At 63.0% G+C, this 23872-nt stretch carries 22 protein-coding genes and 1 pseudogene; 11 read left to right on the top strand and 12 right to left on the bottom strand.

What is annotated here, in order from left to right:
* Window positions 1–89 precede the first annotated feature (89 nt).
* Both NE852_RS13935 and NE852_RS13930 read right to left on the bottom strand, forming a co-directional pair.
* Window positions 90–512 carry a hypothetical protein gene (locus NE852_RS13935; protein WP_258155707.1) on the bottom strand — a complete coding sequence of 141 codons (423 nt, stop codon included), beginning with the start codon at window positions 510–512 and terminating at the stop codon, window positions 90–92.
* Window positions 513–517: 5 nt separating this feature from the next.
* Complete coding sequence (locus NE852_RS13930; RefSeq protein ID WP_258155706.1) at window positions 518–1315, bottom strand: thioredoxin family protein; 798 nt, start codon at window positions 1313–1315, stop codon at window positions 518–520.
* A gap of 115 nt (window positions 1316–1430) precedes the next feature.
* On the opposite strand from NE852_RS13930, the gene NE852_RS13925 reads away from it, so the two are divergent.
* The 3 genes from NE852_RS13925 to NE852_RS13915 all read left to right on the top strand — a co-directional run bounded on the left by NE852_RS13925 (window position 1431) and on the right by NE852_RS13915 (window position 4657).
* Window positions 1431–2648: a helix-turn-helix domain-containing protein gene (locus NE852_RS13925; protein WP_258155704.1), complete on the top strand. Its 1218-nt coding sequence runs from the start codon at window positions 1431–1433 to the stop codon at window positions 2646–2648.
* A gap of 27 nt (window positions 2649–2675) precedes the next feature.
* Window positions 2676–3314: a DUF5074 domain-containing protein gene (locus tag NE852_RS13920; protein WP_037174669.1), complete on the top strand. Its 639-nt coding sequence runs from the start codon at window positions 2676–2678 to the stop codon at window positions 3312–3314.
* Window positions 3315–3742: 428 nt separating this feature from the next.
* Window positions 3743–4657 carry a phosphotriesterase gene (locus NE852_RS13915; RefSeq protein WP_008533704.1) on the top strand — a complete coding sequence of 305 codons (915 nt, stop codon included), beginning with the start codon at window positions 3743–3745 and terminating at the stop codon, window positions 4655–4657.
* A 25-nt stretch (window positions 4658–4682) separates the two neighbouring features.
* Here NE852_RS13915 and NE852_RS13910 read toward each other — a convergent pair whose 3' ends face one another.
* Both NE852_RS13910 and NE852_RS13905 read right to left on the bottom strand, forming a co-directional pair.
* A complete protein-coding gene (locus NE852_RS13910) occupies window positions 4683–5195 on the bottom strand; it encodes a GNAT family N-acetyltransferase (RefSeq protein ID WP_008533706.1) in 513 nt (170 codons plus the stop codon).
* 210 nt (window positions 5196–5405) lie between these two features.
* On the bottom strand, window positions 5406–6314 hold the full coding sequence (locus NE852_RS13905; RefSeq protein WP_008533707.1) for a LysR family transcriptional regulator: 909 nt from the start codon (window positions 6312–6314) through the stop codon (window positions 5406–5408).
* A 110-nt stretch (window positions 6315–6424) separates the two neighbouring features.
* Between NE852_RS13905 and NE852_RS13900 the strand changes: the two genes are divergently transcribed.
* The 3 genes and pseudogenes from NE852_RS13900 (at window position 6425) to NE852_RS13890 (ending at window position 9530) form a co-directional block, all read left to right on the top strand.
* A complete protein-coding gene (locus NE852_RS13900; protein ID WP_258155702.1) occupies window positions 6425–7276 on the top strand; it encodes an NAD(P)H-binding protein in 852 nt (283 codons plus the stop codon).
* Window positions 7277–7421: 145 nt separating this feature from the next.
* Window positions 7422–9118: pseudogene (locus NE852_RS13895) on the top strand (ATP-binding protein).
* A 10-nt stretch (window positions 9119–9128) separates the two neighbouring features.
* Entirely contained in the window at window positions 9129–9530 is a 402-nt protein-coding gene (locus NE852_RS13890) for a response regulator (protein ID WP_088685310.1), read from the top strand.
* 190 nt (window positions 9531–9720) lie between these two features.
* Here NE852_RS13890 and NE852_RS13885 read toward each other — a convergent pair whose 3' ends face one another.
* Window positions 9721–11142, bottom strand: a complete 1422-nt coding sequence (locus NE852_RS13885; RefSeq protein ID WP_037174675.1) for a PLP-dependent aminotransferase family protein — start codon at window positions 11140–11142, stop codon at window positions 9721–9723.
* 180 nt (window positions 11143–11322) lie between these two features.
* Here NE852_RS13885 and NE852_RS13880 point away from each other — a divergent pair, with 180 nt between their 5' ends.
* The gene (locus NE852_RS13880) at window positions 11323–12186 is read left to right on the top strand and encodes a DMT family transporter (protein WP_008533717.1); all 864 of its coding nucleotides are present in this window, start codon (window positions 11323–11325) and stop codon (window positions 12184–12186) included.
* A gap of 52 nt (window positions 12187–12238) precedes the next feature.
* On the opposite strand, the gene NE852_RS13875 is transcribed toward NE852_RS13880, so the two are convergent.
* The gene (locus NE852_RS13875; RefSeq protein ID WP_008533718.1) at window positions 12239–12574 is read right to left on the bottom strand and encodes an antibiotic biosynthesis monooxygenase; all 336 of its coding nucleotides are present in this window, start codon (window positions 12572–12574) and stop codon (window positions 12239–12241) included.
* A 286-nt stretch (window positions 12575–12860) separates the two neighbouring features.
* Between NE852_RS13875 and NE852_RS13870 the strand changes: the two genes are divergently transcribed.
* Window positions 12861–13307: a DUF4168 domain-containing protein gene (locus NE852_RS13870; RefSeq protein WP_008533719.1), complete on the top strand. Its 447-nt coding sequence runs from the start codon at window positions 12861–12863 to the stop codon at window positions 13305–13307.
* A gap of 77 nt (window positions 13308–13384) precedes the next feature.
* On the opposite strand, the gene NE852_RS13865 is transcribed toward NE852_RS13870, so the two are convergent.
* A complete protein-coding gene (locus tag NE852_RS13865; protein WP_258155700.1) occupies window positions 13385–14818 on the bottom strand; it encodes a hypothetical protein in 1434 nt (477 codons plus the stop codon).
* Between the two features lie 568 nt (window positions 14819–15386).
* Between NE852_RS13865 and NE852_RS13860 the strand changes: the two genes are divergently transcribed.
* Complete coding sequence (locus NE852_RS13860; RefSeq protein ID WP_008533723.1) at window positions 15387–17039, top strand: globin-coupled sensor protein; 1653 nt, start codon at window positions 15387–15389, stop codon at window positions 17037–17039.
* A gap of 269 nt (window positions 17040–17308) precedes the next feature.
* Here the strand turns inward: NE852_RS13860 and NE852_RS13855 are convergent, their stop codons facing one another.
* The 4 genes from NE852_RS13855 to NE852_RS13840 all read right to left on the bottom strand — a co-directional run bounded on the left by NE852_RS13855 (window position 17309) and on the right by NE852_RS13840 (window position 20167).
* Entirely contained in the window at window positions 17309–17695 is a 387-nt protein-coding gene (locus NE852_RS13855) for a cupin domain-containing protein (protein WP_008533724.1), read from the bottom strand.
* A gap of 145 nt (window positions 17696–17840) precedes the next feature.
* Window positions 17841–18107, bottom strand: a complete 267-nt coding sequence (locus tag NE852_RS13850; RefSeq protein ID WP_008533725.1) for a DUF2277 domain-containing protein — start codon at window positions 18105–18107, stop codon at window positions 17841–17843.
* A gap of 136 nt (window positions 18108–18243) precedes the next feature.
* The gene (locus NE852_RS13845) at window positions 18244–19155 is read right to left on the bottom strand and encodes an ankyrin repeat domain-containing protein (RefSeq protein WP_008533726.1); all 912 of its coding nucleotides are present in this window, start codon (window positions 19153–19155) and stop codon (window positions 18244–18246) included.
* Window positions 19156–19234: 79 nt separating this feature from the next.
* On the bottom strand, window positions 19235–20167 hold the full coding sequence (locus NE852_RS13840; protein ID WP_008533727.1) for an AraC family transcriptional regulator: 933 nt from the start codon (window positions 20165–20167) through the stop codon (window positions 19235–19237).
* A 99-nt stretch (window positions 20168–20266) separates the two neighbouring features.
* On the opposite strand from NE852_RS13840, the gene NE852_RS13835 reads away from it, so the two are divergent.
* A complete protein-coding gene (locus NE852_RS13835; RefSeq protein WP_008533728.1) occupies window positions 20267–21025 on the top strand; it encodes an SDR family oxidoreductase in 759 nt (252 codons plus the stop codon).
* A 36-nt stretch (window positions 21026–21061) separates the two neighbouring features.
* Here NE852_RS13835 and NE852_RS13830 read toward each other — a convergent pair whose 3' ends face one another.
* A complete protein-coding gene (locus NE852_RS13830; RefSeq protein WP_008533730.1) occupies window positions 21062–22273 on the bottom strand; it encodes an ROK family protein in 1212 nt (403 codons plus the stop codon).
* 196 nt (window positions 22274–22469) lie between these two features.
* On the opposite strand from NE852_RS13830, the gene NE852_RS13825 reads away from it, so the two are divergent.
* Entirely contained in the window at window positions 22470–23756 is a 1287-nt protein-coding gene (locus NE852_RS13825; protein WP_008533731.1) for an ABC transporter substrate-binding protein, read from the top strand.
* The last annotated feature ends 116 nt before the right edge of the window (window positions 23757–23872 follow it).

Genomic DNA, 23872 nt, shown 5'->3' with positions numbered 1-23872 from the left:
ACAAGGGGAGAGATCGGATGGGTGCGATGGTCTCCCCAAACAACTGGCGTCGCAGTCGGGCGAAACGGTAGATCAGGGTGGAGTTCGGGCTACTTGCCGATCTCCCCCCTTGTGGGGGAGATGCCCGGCAGGGCAGAGGGGGGTGCTCCGCCCTGCCAAGCTGAAACGAGCCTCAGCCACGGAGCCAGGTGAAAGCCGCTCATCAGCAGGTACATCGGCACCATTCCGCCGAGAGGAAAGGCATCCGGTGTGGACATGCAGATCATATCAGGACTACCGGTCGCGGCCGTCAGCAGCGCCATGACGGCGAAGGTCGGGGCGGCGGCGAGCGAGAGCCAATCGGCTGCGGCGTAGCGGGCGGGTTTGCCTCGCCAGCCCGCTGATCCGTCCGCTGCGGCGGCGAGGGACAGCCATTCGGCGGCGTTGAGAGCGGCACTGCCATCCGGGATCGCCAGGCCAGCCGAGGCGGCCGGATCGCCGCCTCCTTTCACGCTGTGGAGGGAGAGGGCCATCACCGTCACTCCGTGCCGTAGCGGTCGTGGTGGCGCCACCAGATGCCGGTTTCGTTGCGGCCCTTGGGGGCGCGGTCGAGCCATTGGAACATGCCCCACAGGCCGTCGAGCCCGCGCGCATAGGTGGAATAGCTGTGGTAGACGGCGCCGTCGATGAGTTCGAAAGCGCTGACTCCAGGCCGGTCGCGGGTGTAGGTGGGAATGTCGGTGCCGGTCATGGCGGCCATCTGGCCGACCGGTCCTTCGCCGCCGCTGGTCTGAGATTCTGCGATTGTCTTGTCCGCAAGCGGCCCGGGGGCGGCCGGTTCGCGCCGGTAATTATACTCTATGCCGGCCGCGCGCTGCTGCTCGGGCGTGAACAAGACGCTGAAATCGGCGTTGAAATCGCTGCCGGCGGAAGACGCCCAGGGAAAGCTCCAGTCCATGCGCCGCTTGAAGGCCTGGAGCTTTTCGAGCGGCGCGCGCGAGACTGCGGTGAAGGCGACGTCGTGGTTTTGGAGATGGACGAAGAAGCCGTTGAAGCCGTCGGCGATCGACGAGCAGGATGGGCATCCGGCGCTGTAATCCGGCCCGAACATGAAGTGATAGACGAGAAGCTGCGAGCGCCCGCCGAAGAGATCCTTCAGCGAGGCATCGCCGCCTTCGGTGTCGAAGCGATATTGCTTGTCGATCCTGACACGGGGCAATTGCTGGCGTTTGGCCGCCAGCGCATCGCTTTGCCGCGTCAGTTCCTTCTCTTGCTCGAGCAGATCGAGCCTCGCCGCCAGCCATTGCTCGCGTGTTGCATTCAGCTGTGCCGTCATGGGGCTTCTCCTTTGCCTGTCAATCGTCGTAGCATCCGGCGCGGTTGCCGCCGGCCGAGAGAAGATTACGGCCGGATGGGCGGATGGGGGGAGTGACAAGTGTGACGGGATTTGAATGGACTCGCTGATCACGGCCGCCGCATTGGCGCTGGCATCGGGCGATGCGCTGGGCGCGCTGAAACGGGTGGCGCTGCGCGACGATGCGCCGGCGCTGGCGTTGCGCGGCATTGCGATGGCGCAGCTCGGCGATCTCGTCCGCGCCAAGGCGCTTTTGAAGAATGCGGCGCGCGCCTTCGGGCCGCGGGAAGCAGTGGCGCGGGCGCGCTGCGTCGTTGCCGAGGCCGAGATCGCACTCGTCTCGCGCGATCTCACCTGGCCGCCGAAGGCGCTGGATGCGGCGAGCAAGGTGCTGGAAGCGCATGGCGACCGGGTCAATTCAGCCCATGCCGGCAACATCGCCATTCGCCGGCTGGTGCTGATCGGCCGGCTTGATGAAGCCGAGCAGTCTCTCGCCGCGCTCGACCCGACGCCGCTGCCGCCGCCACTGCGGGCCGCCCATGAGCTTGTCGCCGCCGGCATCGCCGTTCGCCGCCTGCGGACGGAGGCGGCGCGCGCCGCGCTCGACCGGGCGAGGCTTGCGGCGCGGCAGGCCGGCATGCCTGTGCTGACGGCGGAGGTCGAAACCGCCGCCCGCGTGCTCGACCTCCCGGCGGCGCGGCTGATTTTGCGTGGGGATGAGCGACCGCTGCTGCTTGCCGAGGTGGAGGCGCTGTTTTCCCGCACGCTCGTCGTCGATGCCTGCCGCCATGTCGTGCGCGGGCCCAGTGCGGTCGTGCCTTTGGGGTCCCGACCGGTGCTTTTCGCGCTTGCCCGGGCGCTTGCAGAAGCCTGGCCGTCGGATGTCTCCCGGGGAGTGCTGATTGCGCGCGCCTTCCGCGGCAAACATGCCGATGAATCGCATCGCGCCCGGCTGCGCGTCGAGATCGGCCGGCTGCGCACCGAGCTTGCCGGGCTGGCGGCGGTCTCGGCGACGAAACGCGGTTTTACGCTTTCACCGCATGGCGGGGGCGAGATCGCGGTGCTCGCGCCCCTCGTCGAAGGGCCGCATGCGGCGGTGCTCGCCTTTCTCGCCGATGGCGAGGCGTGGTCGAGTTCGGCGCTTTCGATCGCCCTTGGCGCCAGCCCGCGGACGGTGCAGCGGGCGCTGGATTCGCTTGCCGGCGAGGGCAAGGCGCAGGCGATCGGGCGCGGGCGCGCGCGCCGCTGGATGAGCCCGCCGCTCTCCGGTTTCCCGACGATCTTGTTACTCCCCGGACCGCTGCCGAGCGACTAGTATGGGGCAACCTACAAGGAGAAAAAGATGAAGAAATCGGCTGCGACGATCCTGCGTGAATATGGACCCTTCCCGGACGCCGCCCGCGTCAACGGCGTCACCTTCGACGGCCGGCACGTCTGGTTCGCCTCGGGCGACAGGCTGAATGCGTTCGACCCCGACAGCGGCGCGCTGGTGCGCTCCATCGAGGTCGCCTCGCATGCCGGCACGGCCTTCGACGGCGAATTCCTCTATCAGATCGCCGAGAGCGTCATTCACAAGGTCGACCCGAAGACCGGCCAGATCCTCACCACCATCCCGGCCCCCGGCAATGGCGGCGATTCCGGCCTTGCCTGGGCCGAAGGCACGCTCTGGGTCGGCCAGCATCGCGGCCGCAAGATCCACCAGATCGATCCCGAGACCGGCGAGATCCTGCGCACCATCGAATCCAACCGCGTCGTCACCGGCGTCACCTGGGTCGACGGCCAGCTCTGGCACGGCACCTGGGAAGGGGATGAGAGTGACGTCAGGCGGATCGACCCCGAGACCGGCGAGGTGCTGGAGCGGCTGGAGATGCCCGAAGGCACCGCCGTCTCCGGCCTCGAATCCGACGGCGCCGACTGCTTTTTCTGCGGCGGAGGCAGCAGCGGCAAGATCCGCGCGGTGCGCCGGCCGAAGGGGAAGTGATTGGATTCATACTTGTTTTGGACGTGTGCCGTGCAGCCCCCTCATCCGACTCTTCGGGCCACCTTCTCCCCGGCGGGGAGAAGGGAAGGCAAGGCGCGGGCACGCATCACCTGCCCTTTTCCTTCGAGGCGCCCCTTCGGATGTCGATGTGGGTAAAAGCAAATTTGCCGGCGCGGCAGCTGTCTTCTCCCCGGCGGGGAGAAGGTGCCGGCAGGCGGATGAGGGGGCCACGCGGCACGTCATTCGAGGCGATCCTGTGGATCGAACCTCGGCATGAGGGCTGATCGAGGGCCGTGCCGAATAGAATCTGAATTGCGAATACTCCGCCGCTGTCTGCCAGTGAGCGATTGATTTCGTCACCCGACGATCTAGTTTCGCGGCAGTGTCGAGGCTGGACGCAACGCTAACGTGATCCGGGGGGGAAGACTGTGAAACATCTGCGCACGACGCTCGGGCCCAAGAGCAAATCCGAACTTGGTATGATCCTGCCGCACGAGCACGTCTTCGTCGACCTCAGGACACCCGATCAGCCCGGTTATGCCGAAGCGGAGGCCGAACACGTCGTTCGGCTGATGGCCCCCGAAATCGAGAAGATCAAGAAGCTCGGGGTGACAGCACTTGTGGAATGCTCGACGGGCGGCGTCGGACGCCGTGCGGATATCGATCTTGCCGTGTCGCTTGCGACGGATTTTCCGATCGTCGTTCCGACAGGCAATTACCGCGAGCCCTGGATTCCCGAATGGGTCCGCCATGCATCGGAAAAGCAGCTGGAGGCGTGGATGCTGCGCGAACTGACGGATGAGATCGGCGAGACCGGGTTTCAGGCAGGCTGGATCAAGCTTAGCGCCGGGGATGACGGCATGACGGCGCTCGAGACGAAAATCCTGCGGGCAGCCGCGCGCGCCGCGGCGCAGACGGACGCCGTCATCGGCAGCCATACGATCAAGGGGCGGGTCGTCATGGACCAGCTCGATGTCATCGAGGCGGAAGGCTATCGGGCCGACAGGTTCATCTCGATCCACACGCAGGAAGAAAAGGACTTCGCCTATAATGTCGCCGTTGCCGAGCGAGGCGCCTGGATCGAGTATGACCATGTCGGCCGCGCCGCGGACGACGAGGTGGCCGAGCTGGTGATCAAGGCGCTGGAGGCCGGCTGCGGCGACCGTCTGTTGTTGAGCCATGACCGGGGCTGGTACGATCCGGCGCTGCCGATGGGCGGGACACCCAAGCCGTACACCCATCTTTCCACGATCCTGCTGCCCGAGCTGAAACGGCGGGGCGTGGACGACGGGACGCTGATGCGCCTGACCCACGACAACCCTTTCGAGGCTTTCGCCCGGTAAGGGGAGCGGCAGCACCTATCCCTCCTCAAAACAAAAGCGCCATCCCGATCGCATCGATGAACCGGCCGTCGATCCGCGCTGCGCGCCGGATGATGCCTTCCCGCTTGAAGCCCACCTTTTCATAAAGGGCGATCGCACGGCTATTGTCTTCGTAGACGTCGAGTTCGACCCTGGCGAAACCGGCTTCCCTTGCCGTTCTCAACGTCGTCTCGATGAGCCGTCGTCCTAGACCCCTGCCGCGATAGGCGGGAAGGATGCCCATTCCGAGGCGGCCGCGATGGGCGTGCGAGGGGAAGAAATGCCGTGAGATATCGCACCAGCCGATGACCTCGTCTGCGATGACGGCGACGAATTGCGGATTGCCTTTTTCGATCATCCCCATCACGAAATCGCGCGTCTGCGGCAGGGGCGATGCCTCAAGCATGCTCAGATATTTCCTCTCCCGCGCGACTATGTCGAGTGCGCGGTGAAAGCCGTCAATATGGGCTGTTGTAATCGGTTCGATCCTGACGGCTGACATGTCCGCTCCGGTGTCCATTTTCTCTCCTGCCATGGCGACCGACGATGCCGATTTGTAGCTAAATCCGCGCGTGTGCTGAAGCGATTATTGAACGCCCAGGCGAACTTACTCCGAGCGCCGGCGGCCGAGAGAGCATTCATCCTGAGGGCGAGGGACGAGGCGGGGGTAACCGGTATTCCCTCACCACGTTGTCCTCCTGCTGGCCCGAAGCGGACGAATGACAGCGCTTCACCTCATCGTGGTTTCGCTGCGGCAGACATCGATGAATGCACGCAGCGGCGTGGATGTGAAGCGCCTTGGATAATAGAGGCGCGGCCCCTCCTGCTCAGCCCACCAGTCGGGCAATACGGAAACCAGAGTCCCGGCGCGGAAGTCATCGTCAAGCCAGTTGCGGAACGTGCCGATGATGCCCAGTCCGGCTCGCGCATAGCTCAATCCGGTGTTCAATGCGTTCACGCTCAGAACCAGACGCGTCAAAGGCTTCACGTTTGCCGTTTTGTCTCCGTTTCGCAACGCCCAGGGAAGAAGCGGTCCGCCGGGCAACCTGTATCGGATCGCGTAATGGTCCGTCAGTTGGGCTGGATTTTCAGGTTGGCCGTGCTTCCCGATGTAGGACGGTGCCGCTGCAAGCGCCATCTGCTGGAGACGAGGACCAATCGGAATGGAGATCATGTCTTTCTCGATAGATCCGCCATAGCGGATGCCCGCGTCACATCCTGCCTCGACGATGTCGACGAGACTGTTCTCCATCACGATCTCGACTTCCACTTTCGGATGCCTTTGCTGGAATTCCACGATGAGACGCGGCAGGATGTCCGGCATGACCGCACCGGGAACGTTGAGTTTCAAGCGTCCTTGTACGACGTCCGTCGAGCGTGTCGCTTCCAGACAAGCCGCGTCCATTTCGATCATCAGAGGCTGGATGCGGCTTGCCAGTGCCTGACCTTGTTCCGTGGCCCGGATACTCCGGGTGGTTCGCAGGAGAAGCGCCACACCGAGTTGCTTCTCGATCCGCGAGACCGTCGTGCTTATTTTCGAAGGCGCGACGCCCAGCCGTTTTGCTGCAGCCCGGAAACCTCCTTCGTTCAGCACAGTCAGAAACACCTGGAGGTCGTTCGGCGGCACATTGTTCTTCATGGAGAACAGGCTATTCGAGATCTGGCGGATTATCAATCAAATGAACTGCAATTAGGTTTGCTTCCGCAGCCATCGTCCGAGCAAAGGCATCAAACTGAAGGAATAGAGCAATGTTCATCGTCACGGGTGCCTCTGGCAAGCTCGGCCGCAAGGTCGTAGAAAACCTGCTGCTTCATGTGCCTGCCGACGAGATCGGCGTCAGCGTGCGTGATCCGAAAAAGGTTTCGGATATCGTGGTACGCGTGCGCCAAGGGGATTTCAGCGACGCCGCGAGTCTGCGCCACGCCTGGATCGGTGCCAGGCGTCTTCTCCTGATCTCGTCCAACGCCGCTGCAACAGGTGGCGACCCGTTGGAACAGCATGCTATCGCCATACGCATCGCACGCGAAATTGGCGTAGAGCGCATTTTCTACACAAGTCAGGTATCAAGCTCCGCGACTTCTCATTTCCCGCCTGGCCGAGATCATGCCGCCACGGAGAAGATGCTGGCGGAGTCGGGAATTGCCTGGACGGCCATGCGTCATGGTTTCTATGCCGCAAGTGCGCTGATGATGCACAAACGCGGTTTCGACGCGGGTAAGCTGGAAGGTCCTGAAGACGGCAAGGTTGCATGGGCGACGCATGACGACCTCGCGGCCGCCGACGCTGCCCTGCTCGCCGGGGACGAAGTGATCGACGGCCCGACCCCGCCGCTGACGGGCAGCGAGGCGCTGGATCTTGCCGACATCGCAGAACTCGCAGGCAGGATGCTGGGCAAGCCGATCGAACGGACAGTTGTGAGCGAGGAGAGCATGGAAGCGACAGCACGCAACGCAGGCATGCCGGACGGCTCCATTGCCGTCATGCTGGGATATTACCGCGCCGCTCGTGCAGGCGAATTTAGGGCCATTGACCCTGCGCTGGCCAGGATGCTCGGACGCGCGCCGGAGACCATGAGCACGTTCCTGAAGGCCAATCTCTAGTCCCGTTTTTGTTGCGCTGATGGAGTTAATGGGCTCTCAGGTCCAACCGCCACGATGTCCACAATTGCCCAAGCGAGCAATTCACCGTCCGTCAACCTTTACGTGTCAAATTCTCGGCGGCGGTGCCATCAAAGGGTTGCGGGTATTGAAGGTCAGGCTCACTTCGCACATCACGTTTGTCCTGGTGACGCTTACCTGTGCGGCGGCGGTGTTGCTGTGCGGATTTGCCTGGCTTGCCGCCGTCAAGGTCGACGACATTTCGTTGCGCCGGCAGGCCGATTTCGTCAACCAGGGATTGGAAGAACAGATCGGGGCGCTGCCGCGGGAGCAGGAAAGCGTCACCAAATGGGATGACGCCTTCCTTTACGCCAAGCAGCGCAATCATGAATGGCTGCTCGACAATATCGGCCTGTGGACGAGCCAGTATTTCGGCCACGACCGGACCTATATCTTCGACGATACGAACCGGCTGATGTTTGCGTTTCGCGACGGCGGGGATGTCATGCCGGCGCGGCTGGGGGACGATGACGCGAGCGAAATGACCGCCCTTGCCGGCGAGATGCGCGCCGCCCTTGTCGAGCGGGCCACAAAGTCCGGCGCCGAGCCGCTCGGGCAATTGGCGCATGTGCGCACGATCATTATCGGCGGCAGGCCGGCGATCGCAAGCGCGCGACCGATCCTGCCGAGTTCGGCCAGGATGCAGATCGAGGCGGGGCAGGAATTCATCGCCGTCTCGGTGAAGTTCATCGATGGCAAGGCGAGCGAAAACATCGCCCATTATGCGCGCCTCGAAGGCCTGCATTTCACGGCTTCGAAGGGCCTGGACGAGCGGGCCGAGGTGCCGGTGTCCTCCCATGACGGCGGCACGATCGGCTATCTCGTCTGGCCGCCGATCCGGCCCGGCTTCATGCTGATCCAGCAGATCGCGCCGATGGGGCTTGCCTGCCTGGCGGTGCTGATGGCCGTGGTGTTCTGGCTGGGGGGGGGCTTCACCGCACCTCGCTCACCCTTCTGGATAGTCAAGCCGAGCTTACCCACCACCGCAACCATCTGGAAGAGATGGTGGCCGACAGGACGGCCGAGATCGAAAGGCAGAGGCAGGAGCTCGACAGGCTGCTCGCGCATGAGCGCCAAGTGAACGCACTGCAGCGCCAGTTCGTCGCCATGGCCTCGCACGAGTTCCGCACGCCGCTTGCCATCATCGATGCCGCCGCCCAGCGGCTCTGCCGCTCGACCGCCACTGTCGGCGGAGACTATGTTCGTGAAAAAGCCGGCGTCATCCGCAGCGCCGTCGTGCGCATGGTCGGCCTCATGGAGAGCATCCTTGCCAATGGCAGGCTGGAAACCGGACAGATCATCCTCAAACGCAGCGAAGGCGACCTGAAGGCCCTGCTCGTCGAGTGCTGCGAGAGGCAGCGTCCGCTCAGCCGCTCGCATGTGTTCCATCTCGATATCGAGCCGCTGCCGGCGTCGCTCACCTTCGATCGCAGCGCCATGGAGCAGGTGTTCACCAACCTGATTTCCAACGCCGTCAAATATTCGCCTGACGCGCCCGATATTCATATCCGCGCCCGGACCGACGAGAAGACGGTGGAGATTTCGGTCGCCGACAACGGCATCGGCATGGATGCCGAGGACCTGCCGAAACTCTTCCAGCCCTATTTCCGCGCCCGCAGCGCGACCGGCATTGCCGGAACCGGCATCGGCCTCAACGTCGTCAAGCAGGTCGTCGAGCTGCATGGCGGCACCGTCGAGGTGGCGAGCGCGCTCGGCAAGGGCACCACCTTTACCATTCTCCTGCCAATAGCGCGCCTGTTGCAGGATCAACCGATCGCAGCCTGAGGAACAGCTTATGGTCACCGTCCTGTGCATAGAAGATGAAGTCGAGATCCGGAACCTGCTCGTCGAGGAGCTGAACGAAGCCGGATACAGGACGCTCGAGGCCGCAAACGGCGCCGAAGGCCTGGAGATGATCCTGTCGAAATGGCCCGACATCGTCATCTCAGACATCTCCATGCCCGTCATGGACGGCCACCAGCTGCTGGCGGAAATCCAGATCAACCACCCGCAATTCTCCAACATCCCCTTCATCCTGCTGACGGCGCTGACCGATCGCGAAAACACGCTCGCGGGCTTGCGCGCCGGGGCTGCGGATTATCTGACGAAGCCGCTCGATTTTGATTTGCTGCTCGCCAAGCTGGAGGGCTGCGTGACGCGGCTGGAGAACGACAAGGCGGTCAATCGGTCGTTTTGATGGGTGGTGGCGGGGGCTGCGCTGGCGCTGCTGGAGTCAGGCTTCTCGACAGAACTCGAGGTCGCTGGACGACCTTCACTTAATCGGAGGAGTACGAGCCGTGATGATTGATTCTGGCGCGAACCTCTCCTCCCTCATTCCTGTGACAAGCACAGGAATGAGGGAGGGTGGGGCTGGAGCCGCGTATCTCTCATCTTCTCTGCCTCGCCAACACATCCCTCAGCACCTCGAACACTCTGTCATCCAGCGTCTGCGACACGTTGAACCGCATGAAATCCGTCGCCGACTGCGAGAGGCTGAAGGCGTTGCCCGGCGCCAGCACGATCCGCTTTTCCAATGCTGCCCGCGCCACGTCAGCCGCGTCGAGGCCGTCGGGCAGGCGGCACCAGAGGAACATGCCGGCCTGGGGTTCCAGCCAGGGAGTGATGCCGAGACCCTTCAGCCGGGCCGAGACCTCGCCCATCGTGCGGGCCAACCGCTGGCGCAGCGTTTCCATGTGCTTGCGGTAGCTGCCGTCGCTCAAGGCGTTCAGCACGATTTCGGCCGTCATCCGGCCGCCGCCGAAGGAGGTGGCGATCTTGAGGTCCGTGAGGCCGTCGATCCATTCGGGTTTGGCCGCGACGAAGCCGCAGCGGGCGGAGGCGGAAAGCGTCTTCGAGAAGCTGCCGATATGGATGACGCGCTCAAGCCCGTCGAAGGCGGCAAGGCGCGGGGCCGGCATATGCTCGAAATCGGCGAAGATATCGTCCTCGATGATGGTCAGGTCGAATTGGTCGGCGAGTTTGAGGACGCGGTGAGCCGTGACCGGGGAGAGTGTGGCGCCTGTGGGATTGTGGATGGCGGAGTTGGTGATGTAGAGCCGCGGCCGATGCTCGGCGACGACCTCAGCGAAACGCTCGAGATCGGGGCCGGACGGCGTGTAGGGCACGCTGACAATCTTCGCCCGGTGGGCGCGCAGGAGTGCGTGGAAGTTGAAGTAGCAGGGATCGTCGACCAGCACGGTGTCGCCGGGTTCGAGCAGGAAACGGCAGAGCAGGTCGATCGCCTGTGTGCCGGAATCGGCGAGCAGGAGCTGATCCGGCGAGGCCTCGATGCCGCGCTCGCCCATGCGCCGCGAAATCAGCTGGCGCAGGGGCGGCAGACCGAGCGGCGAGCCGTAATCGGCAAGGGCCGGGCCGTCGGCGCGGGCAAGCGTCCGGAGCGCCCGGCGCATGCTTTCCCCAGGCAGCCAGGAGGGCGGCAGCCAGCCGCAACCGGGCTTGAGATCGGCTTCGTCGGCCTCCAGCGATTGGCGCGAGATCCAGAACGGGTCGACCGCCCGGTCGAGTTTCGGCCCGGCTTCGGTGAGCGCGAAGGGTGCCGCCTGATTGGCGACATAGAAGCCCGAACCCGGCCGTGAAAGGATCGCGCCCTCCGCGACCAGACGCTCATAGGCATCGACGACGGTCGAGGTCGAGAGCTTCAAGCTGGCCGCAAGCCCGCGCACCGAAGGCAGCCTTGCGCCCGGCGTCAGGCTGCGCCCGGCGATGCGCTGCCGGATCGTTCCCATCACCATCTCGACGCGCGTGCGCCCCGCCATCTCTTCGTTCATCCGTACTGCTTCCCGCACCATAACAGTTTTGCGAAATCGTATCAGACCGTCCCTGTGATGGCTATCCGTTTTGGCGGATAAGGATGATCGGCCGTTCCTCGGAATTTGATTCAGGTAATGCGCCTTAGGTCATTGTTTTTATGCATGCCGTTCTCTGAGACCCAAGCGGTCTCGCCGACATGCATCCGGGAAGGAATGCAGATGGAGCGCATGACGGCAGGATGGATCAATGGTTTGATCGGGGTGGTGATCTTCAGCGGCTCACTGCCGGCGACCCGCGTGGCGGTGGCGCAGTTCGATCCCGTTTTCCTCACAGTGGCGCGCGCGGCAATCGCCGGGCTGCTGGCGCTTTGCCTGCTCATCGTCTTCCGGCAGAGGCGGCCCTCGGGGCGCGAGATCCTCTCGCTTGCCGTCGTCGCACTCGGCGTGGTGGTCGGCTTTCCCTTGCTGACGGCGCTCGCCCTGCAGCACGTCACATCAGCCCATTCGATCGTTTTCGTCGGCCTGCTGCCGCTTGCCACGGCGAGCTTCGCGGTGATCCGCGGTGGCGAACGGCCGAAGCCGGCCTTCTGGCTCTTCTCCATTCTCGGCAGCGCGCTGGTGGCGGGTTTCGCCCTGGCGCAAGGACTGACGGCCTCGCCGGTCGGCGACCTCTTGATGCTGGCGGCGATCCTCGTCTGCGGCCTCGGTTATGCCGAGGGCGGCAGGCTGTCGCGCACGCTCGGCGGCTGGCAGGTGATTTCCTGGGCGCTGGTCCTATCGCTGCCGATCATGATCGCGGTCGCGTTTGTCTACCGGCCGGCCAGTTTCGCCGGGATCGAAACGCCGGCGCTGATCGGCCTTGCCTATGTCTCGCTATTCTCCATGCTGATCGGCTTCATCTTCTGGTATCGCGGTCTCTCGCAGGGCGGCATCGCCGCCGTCGGTCAGCTGCAGCTGCTCCAGCCCTTTTTCGGCCTGGCGCTCGCCGCCACGCTGCTGCACGAGCCGGTCACCTCCGCCATGCTCGGCGTGACGGTTGCCGTCATTCTGTGCGTCGCCGGTGCAAGGAGGTTTGCGCGGTAGAAAGGGTCCGGTGACGGAAGGGTTCGACGCCAAGTTTCTTCGTTAAGCCCATTCACGCCTCTTCGATGTCGAAGCCATAGGCTCGCTCGACGCGCCCAACGCGAATTTCGTAGCGGGTGTACCAATCCGACCGGCCGCGATTTTGCGCCTCGATATGGTCGACGACTGATTTCCAGGCTCGAATGCTGTCCTCATCCTTCCAGTAAGAGATGAGTATGCCGAAGCCGTCTGCGCCGCGCGCGCTTTCGAAACCGAGATATCCGGGCTGCAGTTTTGCAAGTTCCGTCATCGCATATCCCATCTCGCCATAGCCATCGTCGACCTTGGTTCGTTGAGAGGAAAAACTGACCATGTAATAGGGCGGTTCAGGTAAAGCGGCGATGGACATTTGGGCTCCTCCGTTTGGCGTAGTGCAGGACCATACGATTGCCGCCGGGGTCGAACAACGTCATCTGTCACCACAGCCAGAATGCTGCGTCAGGCGATGCGGGCGCGGCGCGGATGGGCCGGTCCCCGTCACAAAGCCGCCGTTCAATCGTCAGGAAATGGCCCCGGTATCGCCGCATCGAGCCCTTTTCGGGCTTCATCGTCGCGACCTCGCCAGCCCCAAATCGGCTGAGCGATCGAGCGAGGCGGTCCTGCCGCTCAAATCATGCACGTGAAAAGGAACGAATATGATCACTCGTTACACATCCCTGGCAATGATGTCCGCTGCCGTGTTCACCCTGCTTGCTTTCGGTCCGGCATCGGCCGTCGAGATGGCCCAGGCGCAGCAGCCGGCCGCACAAGGCACGGCGCCGATGCAGGACCAGAGCGGCGGCACGGCTGCGCCAGCCGCCGTCAGCGATCAGAAACTCGAGGCCTTTGCCGTTGCCTATCTCCAGGTCGACAAGGTCCGGCAGGCCTATTCGGCCAAGATCGACGCGACGAAGGACGAGGCTGCCAAGCAAAAGCTGCAGGATGAAGCCAAGAAACAGATGGTCGACACGGTCCAGGCCTCACAAAACATTTCCGTCGAGGAATATTCGTCGATCCTGACGGCCGTGCAGAGCGACCCGGCTCTCGCCAAAAAGGTTCTGGAAAAGATCGGCACTCCGCCGGCGAAGCCGCAGCAGAAGTAAGGCGTTACAACACGCCCCGCCGTTTTCTCCGGAAGCAGCGCTCGCCGTTTGGCCGGGCGCTGCGTTCCAAGCTTTTCTCACTCCGTATCGAATTTGAAGATCGGGCGGCCGTTGAGCGTAAAGGCTTCGCCTGGATGGTAGAGATAGGCGGCGCAGGCACGGTCGAGGCGCATGGCGAAATCGTTGGCGACGGAGAGGCGGGTTTCACCGCTCGGCGCCTGCTGGACGAAGGCCCGCAAAACTTCCTGATCGCCCTTGGCGAGGAGAAGTTCCGTCACGATGCCGAAGGTTTCGAGATCAGCGGCGAGAGTGGGCGAGACGGCGCCATCGCGAACCTTGGTTGCCATCTCGGTCCAGCGTGGCCAGTCGATCTTGTTGGACAGGTCCTCGGGTTTCGGCGGCATGGCGTCGACCTTGCCTGTCAGGTAAGGCTGTAGAGCTTCGACGGCGAGCAGGCGATCTATGACGTCGCGGATGGTGAAGACAGCTGATGTCCTGACGTAACGATTGCCGTCATAGGGTCTGGCGTCGAAAGCAGTCTCGACCGCCGATCGCCCGGCGAGAGCGACGGCGGCTCGATATTCAAACAGCCAGGCGGCATCCATCGTGCCGCTCCTCCTGATCACGCCGTGAAGCAGAATCGGCTCCACCAGACGCCCGGCAATCAGAGCAGCGATATCATCCCCGCCGTCGATTGCCCTCGCGTGCATAAGAAAGCTCTCCTCAGGCTCGAATCCCGCGCCCGCCATGATCCGCTGGAATCGTTCCTCCTGCAGTGATTTAGCCGGTTTGACCCAGGGGTGGCCAACCATGGCTCGTGTATAATTGGCGTAATAGACCAGCTTATCTGGATTGTCCTGTGCGCTGCCACGCGCCATGAAACGGTCCCATGCCGAGGTATCGATTTCGCTGGCGGAGACGGAGTTTGCAATATCATTCAAGCCGTGGGCTTCCGCCGCGTGGACGACCCTCTCCTTGAATTCGTCCGACTGATCGGCGATGGCGGCGGCAACAATGCCGCCTGCGACCGTGAACGCTTGACCCGAATCGTCGGTCGGCATGAAGGGAGTAGCGGCGAAATGCTTCATCATTACGTCTTCGCCGCCTTCCTGCAGCAGCAGCGCTCGGATGCCGGATATGCCAATGCCCGAAAAGGTCTGGTCAAATTTCGCGCCAGCCGAGGCTTGAATGGCCTTGTAACCGAAATGGTGTAAGTACCAAGCTCCGGCGAGATCGTCGGCGGAGGCGTATTTGTTTTGCTGAAGCAGGTTTGCCAGCAGGACGAGGATTTGCTCGTCGGGAAGTGGCGTATAGCGGATCTTGAGATAGGCGGCCTCCGCGCCATACTTGTAAGGAGCCGTAGGCGCGAAGGTGGCCCAATCGGCGAGCACGATATCGCTGAAGGCGAGGATCGTTTCCCTTTGCGGGCAGAGCTTACCCGCGGCAAGGGCCGGCGAGGTGAGGCAGGACAATAGAAGAAGGCTGAAAAATCCGGTCAATATGCGAAGCATCGTCATTCCCTTGCGATGCAAAGCATCGTCAAATCTCGCGGTTCCCCAAACGCGCCCCCTGAATCGGAGACGCGACCGCCAGGCCGAGGATAGGCGGCGCCGTAGGTGCACCGCAAGAGGATGACACGGGGAAGTGGCGGGTTTTGCCTTGGCTTGGCGGGCAGGAATTTAGGGCGTCGGAATCTGTTCGGGGCCGGCGAATTTCACCTGGCAAGCGATGCGCGCCGCGGTGGGGGAACGAAAATGATTTGCGGTTGCAACTTAAAGGCGTTGATCTAAGTCGTTGAAATGCAACTAATTCTGCGTCTTATGTAGCATCCGGTCGGACGGCCATCCCTTATAGCGGAAGTGTTGCGCCGAGACGACATCCGAGCTTGGCATTTCTATCCATTTTGCGCGGAAAAGTGCCGGCCCATCGAGGCGATTTACACTTCGGAAACCATGCGGGCATCAATTCGATCTCGGCCGACGGGCGCGGGGGCAGCATGACAGGCTGCTGGGAATACGGATTTCGGAGACAGATTCCCGCGCCGCATCGTTTGCCGATTCTGTTTTCAAGGGGGCATTAATGCAGAACCATTTTCATGCGCATACCGGTCAGCACTCTCGTCAGGCCGATGCTGCCTCGCGAAGCGGGGATATCGAGCGCCGCCTCGAATTCATGGGCCTCGACGAACAGGGACGCGCCGGCATCCGTTCGTTGAAGGCTCTGATCCAGCGGGAGCTGCCGCATGGGCTCGACAAGTTCTATGCGCAGCTGCGCAACAGCCCCGAAGTCAAGCGCTTCTTTTCCTCCGACGAGCACATCGCCCGGGCCAAGGGCGCCCAGATGGGCCATTGGGTCAATATATCAGATGGCAATCTCGGCGAAGATTATGTCGGCAAGGTCCGCACCATCGGCGCCGTTCACGCCCGCATCGGCCTGGAGCCGAGATGGTATATCGGCGGCTACGCGATCATCGTCGATCATCTGATCAAAAGCGCCGTAGAGGAGATGTTTCCCCAGGGGATGTTTTCCCGGAAGAGCATGAAGCCGGCGGAGTTCGGCAAGGCGCTCGCAAGCCTCGTCAAGGCCGCGATGCTCGACATGGATCTCGCCATTTCGGTCTACATCGACGAGGCCGAGGTCGCCAAGCAGAAGGCGCAGGCGGATGCGATCGCCAGCGAGCAGAAGCTGGTGAGCGACGTTTTCGGCAAGGCGATGGCCGCCATCGCAGCCAAGGATATCAGCTACCGCATCACCGACGAGCTGCCCGCCGCCTATCACCGGCTGCGCGACGATTTCAACCACGCGCTCGAGCAATTGACGGGCACGATCCGCGAGATCGATTCCGGCGCCTCGCAGATCAATGCCGGATCGCAGGAAATCCGCGCCGCCGCCGACGACCTCGCCAGGCGGACCGAGCAGCAGGCCGCTTCGATCGAGGAGACGGCGGCCGCACTCGAAGAGATCACCACCACGGTCAAGGATTCCAGCCGGCGTGCGGAAGAGGCCGGCGAACTGGTCGGAAAGGCGCGCACAGGCGCGGAACTGTCCGGTCAGATCGTCGAGCGAGCGGTGACGGCGATGGGCGCGATCGACAGTTCCTCGCGCGAGATATCAAGCATCATCGGCGTCATCGACGAGATCGCCTTCCAGACGAACCTGCTGGCGTTGAATGCCGGTGTCGAGGCCGCGCGCGCCGGGGAGGCGGGCAAGGGATTTGCCGTCGTCGCCCAGGAGGTGCGCGAGCTTGCCCAGCGTTCGGCCAAGGCGGCCAAGGAGATCAAGGGACTGATCAACACGTCAGGCGAACACGTGAAGACCGGCGTTTCGCTGGTCGGGGAAACAGGCGAGGCGCTGAGCGTCATCGTCGACGAGGTCAAGGAGATCGACCGCCACATCGGCTCGATCGTCGAGGCCGCCCGCGAACAGGCGACCGCGCTCGCCGAGATCAACACGGCCGTCAACGCCATGGATCAGGGCACCCAGAAGAACGCCGCCATGGTGGAGGAATCCACGGCCGCAAGCCACGCGCTGGTGCGCGAGATCGGCCGGATCGCCGAGATGCTCCGGGAGTTCAATATCGAGAAGACAGGCGCAGTGCAGTCGCGCCGGCCGGCGCCCACACAGCCTGCCGATGCCGGCTCTCCGGCACGCGAGCTCAGGGCCAGGGTCGGCAGGGCGTATCAGGCTCAGGGAAATGCGGCGCTGGCGAGTGGACAGTGGGACGAGTTCTGAGCGTTGTCGTTCGGGTTAGCGAGTGAATGATGGGAAGGTGGAGTTAGGAAGTCCCATTGGCGAGGAGGGGGATGGTGAGGGTGGTGCTGTGCAGCCCCCTCATCCGGCTGCCGCCACCTTCTCCCCGAGGGGCGAAGGGACTTGCGGCAGCGCCGAGCGCACATTCAAGCCACGGCGGTAGATAAAAAGCGAGGCGCCGCCACGAATCTCTTCTCCCCTCGGGGAGAAGGTGCCGGCAGGCGGATGAGGGGGCTGCACGGCACCCAGCCTCACTTTGCCGGCACCACCAGCGGCTCGCCCTTGCGCACGATATAGGTCGCCAGTTCCGAGGCCTTGCCGCTGCCGACGTTCTTTGCCGAGTGAACGGTGCCGGCGGGAATGAACAGGGACTGGCCGGCCTTGAGTGTTACCGGCTCCCTGCCTTCGAGCCGGTATTCCAGCGTGCCCTCGATGACGAAGGCGATCTCTTCGCCGGGATGCGAGTGGTTGGGCGCCAGAACGCCTGGCGCGAAGTCGACGCGCACCTGAACGGCCTCGTGGCCGGGCACGTCGATATCGTTCTTGACGAGATCGGTGCGCTGCAGCGGCTGTTCCGCATGCGCTGCCGCTGCAGTGCCGAGAGCGAGTGCGAGCGCCATGACCTGGATCGTTTTCATCGTGTCATCCTTGCTGAATTGACCATCTGTCGGCTCATCGGCCGCATCGCCATTTCAGTCGATGATTGAACCAGGCATGTGTCTGGAAACCCGTATTTTTGTAAGCGAGTGTATCGAGAGACCGGGCTGAGATCTCTCATGAGACTTACGCGAACCGGATCGCGTTTCTCGCCCGCGCCTTCGCTGCTTCCTCCTCGCGATCGCGAGGCGGTTGAGACGTCTCCAGCGAATCGATGAGTTCACGGGCGCAAGCAGCGATCGAACCGACCGCGCGCTCGAACGCGGCCTCATTGCGCTTCGACGGCTTGGTCGCTCCGCTCAGCTTGCGCACGAACTGGAGCGCGGCATCATGAATCTCGTCGTCCGTCGCCGGCGGATCGAAATTGAACAGAGGTTTTATGTTTCGGCACATGGCTTGCTCACGGGTGATTTCTGTTTGCCACTGAGGGGAGAGTGGCCTCGGATGAAAGGTAGTCGGGTGAGCGCGAATTGCAACCGGGCCGTGGGAGATGGCCGGCAGGTTAGCAGCCATGGGCGCGGCACGGTCCTCAGGGCAGCGGAGCCGGCGCGTCGCTCAGCGTTCTCAGATAAGCGATCACGTTCAGGCGGTCTGTTTCGTCGGGCGCGCCGCGAACGTCCATGTTTACGCCAGGCGTCGTGAGGGTAGGGCCGGCGATGAAAATGTTGAGGTCTTCATAGGTCCATGCGCCGTCCCAAGCCATCAGGGTTTTGGAATAGCCGCCGAATTTGGTCGATGCCTTGTCGCGTCCGACGACGTTCCACAGATTGGGGCCTTTGGTGGGTATGTCCTGCGGACGTTTGCCATGGCAGCTGGAGCAGTTGGAGGCAAAGAAGGTCGCCCCCTTTGCCGCGTCAGCCATTGCCAGTTTCGCCGAAATCGGCTCGGGCCTCTTTATGATGACGCCGTGCGCCAAGAGATAGTCGGCGATCTCGGCACGATTGTCGTGCCTTGCCAGATGATAGGCCGTCACGATGGCAGGGTTGCGGGTGGGATCGCCCCGCACCCAGACGGCGTTGACATCCGCTCCGGCTTCCACAAGCACCTTGACGCAGTCGAGACAATCGCCGGCGACTGCGAAGTGGAGCATACGCTCGCCCCTGACGGCGGCATTGGGGTCGGCGCCGTGCGCCAGCAGCAAACGCATGAGATCGGCGGAATTGTTCAGGACGGCAGCCGTAAGAGGCAGGCCAAGCCCGGACTCCTTGGTTACGCTTGCCCCGCGCTCGATCAGCAATTCCGCTGCTTCGGGATGGCTGCTGCGAATTGCGAGCAGGAGAGCCGTGGCTCCCTTGTCCTGCTCCTCGATGTCGGCCCCTTGGTCGAGGGCCGCGGCGATCGCGGCCACGTCGCCGCTCTTGGCCGCCTCATGAAGTTGACCGGCATTGGACGTTGCAAGAACACTTGCGTAGATGAATATGCCCCCTATCAGCCCGCGCATCTCGCTCTCCCCCGGCTAATTTGGCGGGGGAGAAGTATATACCTGTCCCCTTTGGCTGAACAGGCCGGAGCGGGTCGAGCTATACGACCTCCGTGGACACGATCACGCCCTCCGTTACCCCCGCATTTGATCTCGCATAGGCGCCTGGCGATGTTCCCACGTGCCGGCTAAATGCCACGCTGAATGCGCTTGCCGAGCCATAGCCAACGCGTTGTGCAATCTCTGCCTTTGCAATGTCACTGCGAAGGAGTTCCTTGGCCAGTGCCATCCGCCAGCCGATTGCGTATTCGATAGGGGCCACGCCAACCTCTCTCCGGAACCGCTCGAAGAAGGTTGAACGTGACATGGCTGAATCCTGGGCCAGTGCGTCCACGGTTATACTGCGCCCTGGATCTTCGTGAATCCGCCGCAGTGCGGGCGCCAGCTGCGGATCGGCCATGCCGCGCAAGAGGCCCGGGGGGGCAGCCGCACCGCCCGTTGAGCGTAGCGCCTCAATCAACAGCACCTCCAGCAACCGGCGAAGCACCATTTCTCGGGCGGTCCGGTCGTGTCGGGTTTCTTCGTTTATCATCCGGACCAACACGGTCAGGCGGTCTTCACCGCGGATATGAATGACCTCCGGCAGCAGCGAGACGAGAAGAGCCTTGTCATCCGAGCCGAAAGCACAATGTCCAACCATTGCGCTGAACTCGGCCGGCGCATCAGGATCTCCCAACCGGAATACACCCGGACTGGTCTCAAGACGCTGCGCAAGCGCTCCGCGATGCGGTGGTTCCAAACTGCTCATTGTGAACGAGAAGACTTCCGGAACCAGCACGAAGTCACCTGCTGTCAGCAGCATCGGCTCACGACCAGCGATGGTCATCCGGCAACGACCTTCGACCACGGCGCAATAGAATGGGCTTCCGAGCTCCGTGCGCTCGACGAGCCAGCGGCCGCCGCCTGTCACCAATTTGGATATCGACGGGATCGGCTTCAGCAGGGAAACGACTTCTGCAATGGGGTCGGTCATGAATTGGACTTATGCTAAATTATTTCGGACAAACCAACATAGATAGTCCGGCACAAATAGTCCATCTCTTGGGCACCGTCATCGTCAGGAGACAGACACATGCCAAAGATCCTCATCACCGGTTGCTCTTCCGGATTTGGGCTCGCCATCGCGCGCACCTTTCTGCAGGCCGGATGGGACGTGGCCGCGACCATGCGTACCCCGCGGACCGACCTGCTTCCGGCTGCTGAAAGCCTTCAAGTGATTGCGTTGGATGTCACCGATGCGGAAAGCATCGCAAGGGCCGTCGAAACCGCCGGGCCGATCGATGCTCTGGTCAACAATGCCGGTGTCGGCATGCTGAACGTGCTGGAAGGTGCCGAGATGTCGAAGGTCCGCGATCTCTTCGAGACAAATGTCTGTGGCGCGATCGCGCTGACCAAAGCGGTCCTTCCGCAGATGCGGGTCCGGGGGGCGGGTGTCATCGTGAATGTCAGTTCCAGCGTTACCATCAAGCCGCTGCCTGCACTGTCCGTCTACAGCGCCAGCAAGGCGGCTTTGAACGCTTTCACCGAAAGCCTTGCCCTTGAGGCTGCGCTCTTCGGCGTGCGTACACGGCTGGTGCTGCCCGGTTCGGCTCCGACGACCGCCTTCGGGAAGAATGCAGTGGCGCGCATGGGAATGGAGATCCCCCAGCCTTACAGTGCATTCGTTCACGACTATCTCACGGCCTTGCGCACAGGGACCGAGGTGACGACGCCGGAAGATGTGGCCCAGGCCGTCTGGCGTGCGGTAACGGAGCCGGACGCGCCGATGCGAAGCCCTGCCGGGGCGGATGCGCAGGCCTGGTTCCGCGAGACAGGTCGCCCTGTGGCGTGAAGGCGGCGACAAGGCGGTCCGCCATTCCCGCGCGCCTCACGCCGCCGACGTCGAGCCTCTCACCCCAAGCGTCGCAATATCCGTCACGCCCCCTGACGATTCAAAGTCGAAGATCTTTTGTGTCACCAGCGCGGCCGCGCCCCTTGCCCAGGAATTGTCTTCCCAGTCGGGCAGGAGCGGCGGGGCGGTGCGGAAGGTGCGGGCGGCGAGGGATTCGCGGAGCGGGATGAGGAAAGGGTCGCCGAGGGAGACGGCTTCGCCGCCGGCGACGATGACTTCAGGGTCGGTGATGTTGACGAGATTGGCAAGGGCGGTGCCGATGCCGCGGCCGGAATCGGCGACGAGGGCGGTCGCGGTGGCATCGCCTGATGCGAGTGCTTCGCAGAGTTCGGGCAGGCCGAGTTCCTGACTGCTGCCGGTCGCTTCGCGCCAGCGGCGCAGCATCGAGAGCTCGGAGTGATAGGCCATCAGGCAGCCGCGTTTGCCGCATTCGCAGAGGCGGCCGTTCTCTTCGAACAGCGTGTGGCCGAATTTGCCGGCGGCACCATTGGCGCCGCGATAGAGCTTGCCGTCGATGACGAGGGCGCAGCTGATGCCGACGCCGACGGCGAGCACCGCCATGTTGCGGTGCTGGCGGCCGAGGCCGAAGAGCTGCTGGGCGATGGCGTAGGCGTTGGTATCGTCCTCCAGCCAGACCGGCACATGGACGCGGCTTGCCACCAGCGAGGCCAGCGGCACGTTGTCCCATTGAAAGCGGTGGCTGCGCACGCAGGCTGTCTGCTCGTGGTTGATGACGCCGGGCATGGAGATGCCGATGCCGGCGAGCCTGGCTTTCGGCCGGCCGGCGAGCTTCACCAGTTCAGGCACGGTGGCCGCCAGCAGGTCTGCGACGGCATTGGGATCGTGGTCCTGAAGAGTGACCCGCATGGCGGCGACGGGATTGGTGGCGAGATCGGTCGCCACGCATTCCACCGAATCCACCATCAGCTTGAAGCCGACGGCGAGCGAGTGCTCGTAATTGATCTCGACGGGGATCGGCCGGCGCCCGGCGGGGCCGGGAACGGCCTTGCCCTCGGTGACGATGCCTTCCTCCAGAAGATCTGAAACAACGAAGGTGACGGCGGCGGGGCTGAGGCCGATCACCGTCGCGATATCGGCGCGGCTCCTCGGCCCTTCGCGGCGGAGAAGGTTGAGGATCAGGCGTCGGTTCATGGCTCTCGCCGTGGTCTGGTCGCCTTTGAGCTTCACGATACATTCCTTAATTTTGTAAATTAATTATTGCGGGCCGGGATAATCTATGCATAAGTTCGGCCGCCGATCAACCGAACGCAAGCCGATATAGGCTGGAATTCAAGGGATCGGCGCGTTGAATGCCTGATGGAGCGCGTTCCAAGGAGGAGGCGGCTCACCAGGCGGTGTTGATCGATCAACTGGGAGGAATTCGATGGCATTTTCGAAGCAATTTCCGGCAACCACCCGCAGAAGCTTCCTGAAGGGGGCGGGCATGGTTTCCGCAGCCGCGGTCACGGGCACGGCGGTGGGCAGCTTTCCGATCCCCGCGATCGCGCAGGCGCAGGACGTCACGATCATTTCGTCCGAAAACAATGCCGCCGCACTCGATGCGCTGAAGACGATCGCCGCCAATTTCGGCAAGGAAGCCGGCGTCAACGTCGTCATCAACAATATGGATCACGAGGCGCACAAGACGGCGATCCGCAATTACCTCGTCGCCGGCGCGCCCGATATCTGCTTCTGGTTTTCGGGAAACCGCATGCGTGCCTTCGTCAAGCGCGGCCTGTTCGACGATATTTCCGATCTCTTCGAGAAGGAAAAATACAAGGACGTGTTCGGTGCGACCACCGGCGCCGTCACCGATAACGGCAAGCAATACGGCCTTCCCACCGGCGGCACGCTCTGGGGCATGTTCTACCGCAAGGACGTGTTCGAGCAATATGGGCTGACCATGCCGAAGACCGCCGACGAGTTCCTCGCCTATGGCGAAAAGTGCAAGGCGGCCGGCATCACGCCGGTTGCGATGGGCACCAAGGAATTGTGGCCGGCGGCCGGCTGGTTCGACCAGATGAACCTGCGCATCAACGGGCTGGACAGGCACATGGCGCTGATGAACGGCGAGATGAGCTATCTCGATCCGGCGCTGACCCCGGTTTTCGACCAGTGGGAGGCGATGATCTCAAATGGCTTCTTCACGCCGAACCACACGTCCTTCGGCTGGCAGGAAGCGGCAGCGCTGCTCGCCCAGAAGAAGGCCGGCATGATGAACCTCGGGGCCTTCCTGCGCTCGGCCTTTACCGAAGAGGATATGCCGCAGCTCACCTATGCGACCTTCCCGGTGCTCGACCCCAAGATCGGCCATTTCGAGGAATTCTCGGTCAATTCGGTCCATATTCCCGCCAAGGCCAAGAACAAGCAGGGCGCGCGCGATTTCCTCGCCTATTTCTACAAGCCGGAGAACCTGGCTGTTTACATGGAGCCGGGCGGCAACGTGCCGCCGCGCCACGACCTGCCGCCAAGCAAGGATCCGCTCGTCAATGTCGCTGTCGAGACCATGAAGACGGTGCAGGGCGCCTCGCAATATTACGACCGCGACAGCGATCCCGACATGGCCCAGGCCGGCCTTGTCGGCTTCCAGGAATTCATGGCCAAGCCCGAGCGGCGCCAGGCGATCCTGACGCGGCTCGAGGGGACGCGGAAGCGGATCTATAAGATTTGAGGGCTCTCCCAAGGAGCAGATCAGATCTGCTCCTGCCCGGGGAGTGGGGCTTGTCCCCACTCCCCGGAGAAGAGGCTTGATGCCTGGGCAGCCGGAGCAGGCATTGGCCTGTTCCC

The organism is Rhizobium sp. Pop5, from assembly GCF_024721175.1.
Lineage (GTDB): Bacteria > Pseudomonadota > Alphaproteobacteria > Rhizobiales > Rhizobiaceae > Rhizobium.
This window is presented reverse-complemented; position numbering and strand designations above follow the sequence as displayed.

What these genes read in the sequence shown, in the direction of transcription:
- NE852_RS13935 (WP_258155707.1), bottom strand. Translation starts at nt 512, where the DNA reads ATGGCCCTCTCCCTCCACAGCGTGAAAGGAGGCGGCGATCCGGCCGCC.
- NE852_RS13930 (WP_258155706.1), bottom strand. Translation starts at nt 1,315, where the DNA reads ATGACGGCACAGCTGAATGCAACACGCGAGCAATGGCTGGCGGCGAGG.
- NE852_RS13925 (WP_258155704.1), top strand. Translation starts at nt 1,431, where the DNA reads ATGGACTCGCTGATCACGGCCGCCGCATTGGCGCTGGCATCGGGCGAT.
- NE852_RS13920 (WP_037174669.1), top strand. Translation starts at nt 2,676, where the DNA reads ATGAAGAAATCGGCTGCGACGATCCTGCGTGAATATGGACCCTTCCCG.
- NE852_RS13910 (WP_008533706.1), bottom strand. Translation starts at nt 5,195, where the DNA reads ATGGACACCGGAGCGGACATGTCAGCCGTCAGGATCGAACCGATTACA.
- NE852_RS13905 (WP_008533707.1), bottom strand. Translation starts at nt 6,314, where the DNA reads ATGAAGAACAATGTGCCGCCGAACGACCTCCAGGTGTTTCTGACTGTG.
- NE852_RS13900 (WP_258155702.1), top strand. Translation starts at nt 6,425, where the DNA reads ATGTTCATCGTCACGGGTGCCTCTGGCAAGCTCGGCCGCAAGGTCGTA.
- NE852_RS13890 (WP_088685310.1), top strand. Translation starts at nt 9,129, where the DNA reads ATGGTCACCGTCCTGTGCATAGAAGATGAAGTCGAGATCCGGAACCTG.
- NE852_RS13885 (WP_037174675.1), bottom strand. Translation starts at nt 11,142, where the DNA reads ATGGTGCGGGAAGCAGTACGGATGAACGAAGAGATGGCGGGGCGCACG.
- NE852_RS13880 (WP_008533717.1), top strand. Translation starts at nt 11,323, where the DNA reads ATGGAGCGCATGACGGCAGGATGGATCAATGGTTTGATCGGGGTGGTG.
- NE852_RS13875 (WP_008533718.1), bottom strand. Translation starts at nt 12,574, where the DNA reads ATGTCCATCGCCGCTTTACCTGAACCGCCCTATTACATGGTCAGTTTT.
- NE852_RS13870 (WP_008533719.1), top strand. Translation starts at nt 12,861, where the DNA reads ATGATCACTCGTTACACATCCCTGGCAATGATGTCCGCTGCCGTGTTC.
- NE852_RS13865 (WP_258155700.1), bottom strand. Translation starts at nt 14,818, where the DNA reads ATGCTTCGCATATTGACCGGATTTTTCAGCCTTCTTCTATTGTCCTGC.
- NE852_RS13860 (WP_008533723.1), top strand. Translation starts at nt 15,387, where the DNA reads ATGCAGAACCATTTTCATGCGCATACCGGTCAGCACTCTCGTCAGGCC.
- NE852_RS13855 (WP_008533724.1), bottom strand. Translation starts at nt 17,695, where the DNA reads ATGAAAACGATCCAGGTCATGGCGCTCGCACTCGCTCTCGGCACTGCA.
- NE852_RS13850 (WP_008533725.1), bottom strand. Translation starts at nt 18,107, where the DNA reads ATGTGCCGAAACATAAAACCTCTGTTCAATTTCGATCCGCCGGCGACG.
- NE852_RS13845 (WP_008533726.1), bottom strand. Translation starts at nt 19,155, where the DNA reads ATGCGCGGGCTGATAGGGGGCATATTCATCTACGCAAGTGTTCTTGCA.
- NE852_RS13840 (WP_008533727.1), bottom strand. Translation starts at nt 20,167, where the DNA reads ATGACCGACCCCATTGCAGAAGTCGTTTCCCTGCTGAAGCCGATCCCG.
- NE852_RS13835 (WP_008533728.1), top strand. Translation starts at nt 20,267, where the DNA reads ATGCCAAAGATCCTCATCACCGGTTGCTCTTCCGGATTTGGGCTCGCC.
- NE852_RS13825 (WP_008533731.1), top strand. Translation starts at nt 22,470, where the DNA reads ATGGCATTTTCGAAGCAATTTCCGGCAACCACCCGCAGAAGCTTCCTG.